Genomic DNA, 469 nt, shown 5'->3' with positions numbered 1-469 from the left:
AAGTACTTTAATCTGAATAAACCGAATGAAAAACCCTCTAATTTGGTGGAGCCGAGGAGGATCGAACTCCTGACCCCCTGCGTGCAAGGCAGGTGCTCTCCCAGCTGAGCTACGACCCCATTTTTTTACATCGATCTTTTGTTTTACTCTTCGTTGCATGCGCTCTCTTGCTCAGTCACATACTGATGTATGTTCCTTCGCTCGTTCGGGCCTGCGCCTCGATTAAAACAAAACCTCTTGTAAAAATGCTTCGTTCACTCTTTTACTGCTCGCGCTTCGCGCTTGCAGCTTGGCGTGTTCGAGCATCTTTTCACCCTTTCGGATGGTAGGATTCTTCTTCTTGAAAACAAACTGTGTGGGCACTTTAAATTACTTTAGTGCCATTAATTAAGGAGGTGATCCAGCCGCAGGTTCCCCTACGGCTACCTTGTTACGACTTCACCCCAGTCATGAACCACACCGTGGTAAA

Annotated in this window: 1 tRNA gene and 1 rRNA gene; both read right to left on the bottom strand. The window is 47.1% G+C overall.

Annotated features, from left to right (window positions below):
• Nucleotides 1-43: 43 nt before the first annotated feature.
• Nucleotides 44-119 (bottom strand) — tRNA-Ala (locus ACWTE2_RS22335).
• Nucleotides 120-388: 269 nt separating this feature from the next.
• Nucleotides 389-469, bottom strand: a 16S ribosomal RNA gene (locus tag ACWTE2_RS22330); the annotation flags it as partial.

It is taken from the genome of Legionella nigrisilvae (assembly GCF_977063395.2).
This window is presented reverse-complemented; position numbering and strand designations above follow the sequence as displayed.